At 43.3% G+C, this 3,909-nt stretch carries 3 protein-coding genes and 1 CRISPR repeat array; of the genes, 1 reads left to right on the forward strand and 2 read right to left on the reverse strand.

The window, feature by feature from the left end:
- Positions 1-726, reverse strand: a 726-nt coding sequence (locus VB714_RS21100) for a dynamin family protein (protein WP_323226660.1), incomplete at its 3' end; no start/stop codon positions are given.
- Between the two features lie 169 nt (positions 727-895).
- Here VB714_RS21100 and VB714_RS21105 point away from each other — a divergent pair.
- Complete coding sequence (locus VB714_RS21105) at positions 896-2,818, forward strand: ABC-F family ATP-binding cassette domain-containing protein (RefSeq protein WP_323226661.1); 1,923 nt, start codon at positions 896-898, stop codon at positions 2,816-2,818.
- Between the two features lie 33 nt (positions 2,819-2,851).
- On the opposite strand, the gene panD is transcribed toward VB714_RS21105, so the two are convergent.
- Entirely contained in the window at positions 2,852-3,199 is a 348-nt protein-coding gene (gene panD, locus VB714_RS21110) for an aspartate 1-decarboxylase (RefSeq protein WP_416309758.1), read from the reverse strand.
- 358 nt (positions 3,200-3,557) lie between these two features.
- Positions 3,558-3,886: direct repeats of the CRISPR family, unit length 37 nt; unit sequence GTTTCCATTAATTCGACTTCAAAGAAGCCATTGAAAG.
- Positions 3,887-3,909 lie beyond the last annotated feature (23 nt).

Raw genomic sequence — 3,909 nt, forward strand, 5'->3', positions numbered from 1 at the left:
TGCATCCTTCTTAACTGGTGCATCAATCCCTGGCATATCCACCAAAACATTCCCATCTTCTAAAAGGGGATGATGGCAATAATATTGTAAGCGTTTCAGCACCGAACTATTGTTGCCGCGACGAGCATAACCCGCCGCTTCTGCTAAATTGGAAAAGTTAAACTGTTCCATAGAATAAGTCGCATTGCGTATCGTTTGAATGCGATCGCGATTGCTAATATATCCTTCTAAAAGGAGAGAGAGTGCTTTTGCTTGTTTCGCACGTTCTGACTTGCTTTCTCCTCCTTCAGCCGCGATAATTGCTTCGCACCCTTGTTGCAGAAGATCGAGAATTTCTCCTTGATTAATGTTCCCTGATGCGTTTAAATTTAACTTATGACAAAGCATCTGAACTTGTTCGCGAATTTCTGCCTCGCTTAAAAAAGTTAAAACCACCCGTTCGCGATCGGGTTCTGCATATTCAATCGAACATTCTGTCCCCGTAGCATGACCTTCCGCACTGTATAATAATTCTCGTTCTAATAGAGCATTAATGAGCATCGATTTCCCCGCACTAAATGCCCCAGCAAAAACAATTTCAAACTTTGGCGCGATCGCTTTCTTTAAAGAAGATTCTACAGCCGTTGATGTTTGCTGGGTTCGGAGAGAGGGTTCTTGTTGCAATAGTTGCAATAAGATCGTAACTCGTTCCTGAAGATTGGCGCATTGAGGGTTATTTGAATTCATCTTGTTTTTACCGAAAGAATGTGATAGTGACTTGCTGGATATAGTCTAACTTCACTGAATATTATATCAACATGAGTGAGTGATGCGATCGCTATTTTTGGCAAAGAAAAATAATGACGAATCGATGTCATAATGAGATGATGGCAATTTCCCTGTTTTCCCCCAACTTATGAGTATCCTGACCCTGCAAGCGATTAAAAAAGATTTTGGTATTAAAGAAATCCTGCGGGAAGCAAGTTTTAGCGTTGAAGATGGCGATAAAGTCGGTTTAATTGGGGTCAATGGTTCGGGAAAATCTACCCTTTTGAAAATGATTGCGGGGCTAGAATCTATTGATGGAGGGAAACGCTTGACGCGATCGGGGGCGAGAATTGTCTATCTACCCCAACAGCCAGAAGTAGACGAAAATTGTACCGTCCTCGAACAGGTTTTCGCCGATAGTAGCGAACAAATGAACTTAGTGCGCGAATATGAAGCATTATCCCTGAAAATAGCCAAAGTAGAAGGAAAAGAACGCGATCGCCTCATCTCCCGTTTAGCGGCGATCGGGGAAAAAATGGAGGCAACGGGAGCATGGGAACTGGAAACCAATGCTAAAATTGTCCTGAGTAAGTTAGGAATTACTGACATTGAAGAGCGAGTGGGCAATCTTTCTGGCGGTTATCGCAAGCGCATCGCCCTCGCTACAGCCTTGCTCTCAGACCCCGATTTACTGCTCATGGACGAGCCAACCAACCACCTTGATGCTGAATCGGTAGAATGGTTGCAAAACTACTTACAGGGCTTTCGCGGGGCATTACTGCTGATTACTCACGATCGCTATTTCCTCGATCGCGTCACCAACCGTATTTTAGAGATCGATCGCGGGGATCTCTACGGTTACGCAGGGAATTATTCCTACTACCTCGAGAAAAAAGCCCTCGCAGAAGAAGCCGAGGCCAGCAGTCAACGGAAACATCGAGGGGTATTGCGGCGAGAATTGGAATGGCTCAAACGCGGTCCAAAAGCACGCAGTACCAAGCAAAAAGCGCGGATCGATCGCGTCCATGAAATGCAGGATAAAACCTTTAAAACTGCCCGAGGCAAGGTCGATATCGATACTCCTGGACGACGCATCGGTAAAAAGGTCATCAAACTGGAAAATGTGAGCAAATCCTATAGCGATCGCCTTCTCATCAAAGATTTCTCCTACGAGTTTAGCCCAGAAGATCGCATCGGGATCATTGGCGGTAACGGTGCAGGAAAATCAACTTTAATGAATATTATTACCGGAAAAATTCCCCCCGATACGGGAACGGTAGAGATCGGCAGTACCATTCATATTGGTTACTTCGACCAACATTCCGACGCGCTTTGGTCTGCCTTAGAGGAAAATCAGCGCGTTATTGATTACATTAAAGAGATTGGGTCTTACGTGCAAACCGCCGACGGCACGCAAATCAGCGCCTCACAAATGCTAGAGCGCTTTCTCTTTCCTCCTAATCAACAGTATGCCCCCATTAACAAACTTTCGGGAGGAGAAAAACGGCGTTTATTCTTACTGCGAGTATTGATGGATGCGCCAAATGTTTTGATTCTCGATGAACCCACCAACGACCTTGACGTGCAAACATTAGGGGTGTTAGAAGAGTATTTAGAAGAATTTAATGGTTGCGCGATCGCCGTCTCCCACGATCGCTATTTCCTCGATCGCGTCGTTGATTTTATCTTTGCGATCGAACCAGGGGGCAAATTGCGCCAATATCCGGGTAATTATTCCCTCTATTTGGACTATAAACAAGCCGAAGAAATGGAAGCGAAAGAGGAAAAAGCCCCGACGGTAAAGAAGGAAAAAGAAACATCATCAAAGCAAGCCAAAATTCAAAGTCGTCCCCGTCGTCTCTCTAACTATCAACGGAAAGAACTCGAACAATTAGAGCAAAAAGTTCCTCAACTTGAAGCAGAAAAGAGCGAGTTAGAACAGACAATTTATCACAATCCTCCCGAAGGTTACACAAAATTACAAGAACTCACCGATCGCCTGGCAAAACTGAATGGAGAAATCGAACAAGCAACAGAAAGATGGTTAGAATTAGCCGAATTAGATGTGTAAATCGATGTTTTTACAATCAGGCGATCGCCACCATCAAAGGGGGTTATTGTTTTTATCAACCTGAACGATCGTTGGATGATGTAGAAGTGCTTCTTCTGAGGTCATTTGGGCATAAGCTATGATAATGACTTCATCACCGATTATATTCAAACGTGCAGCCGGACCATTCAAACAAACAATGCGGCTACCCCATTCACCCGGAATAACATAAGTTTCTAGACGCGAACCATTATTAACATTAACAACTTGTACTTTTTCATAAGGCAAAATACTCGCAACTTTCAGTAGTTCTTCATCAATAGTAATCGAACCTTCATAGTATAGATTAGCATCAGTAACCTTGACTCGATGCAATTTACTTTTGAACATTGTAATTAACATTCTTGTCTATCCTCCTGCTTTGGCGATCGCATTGTCTCAAATTTGGTAAAAAGTTACAAATATTTAAAGAGTTGCGTAGTGGGAGCGTCTCGCTCCCTAGCTTCCTAAATTATGAGAGGAGATGTTGTCAATTTGCAACTTTGAGATGCACCCTGGGAAATTGGTTGGACTCGCGATCCATTTGACCGTTTTATATAGCGCGATCGCCTAAAATCCTGTAAGGACATTGCATGAAACGTCCCTACAGAAAGGATGGGAATACATCCTCAACAGATTTTTTCTCGAATTCAAAGCGATCGCGTTTCTTTGAGTTTAGGTCAAAAAAAACGATCGCGTTTCCTTGCTGGGTGCGCGATGCGTTTCCATTAATTCGACTTCAAAGAAGCCATTGAAAGTTTCTAAAAATCAAGGAAGAAGCCGCCAAACGTGCGAGTTTCCATTAATTCGACTTCAAAGAAGCCATTGAAAGTCGACAAAGCGTGCAGCTACCATGAGAAAAATAAAATCGTTTCCATTAATTCGACTTCAAAGAAGCCATTGAAAGCCTCAGCACTGGATGATTAGCCACTCGGAGGTTTCGTTTCCATTAATTCGACTTCAAAGAAGCCATTGAAAGTTAGTGACGCAAATCTCAGTAACGTAATTCGCTAGTTTCCATTAATTCGACTTCAAAGAAGCCATTGAAAGATAAAGGTCGCCCGGCTTAAGTA

Source organism: Spirulina sp. 06S082 (assembly GCF_034932145.1).
GTDB lineage: Bacteria > Cyanobacteriota > Cyanobacteriia > Cyanobacteriales > Spirulinaceae > CCY15215.

What these genes read in the sequence shown, in the direction of transcription:
- panD (WP_416309758.1), bottom strand. Translation starts at nt 3,199, where the DNA reads ATGTTAATTACAATGTTCAAAAGTAAATTGCATCGAGTCAAGGTTACT.
- VB714_RS21105 (WP_323226661.1), top strand. Translation starts at nt 896, where the DNA reads ATGAGTATCCTGACCCTGCAAGCGATTAAAAAAGATTTTGGTATTAAA.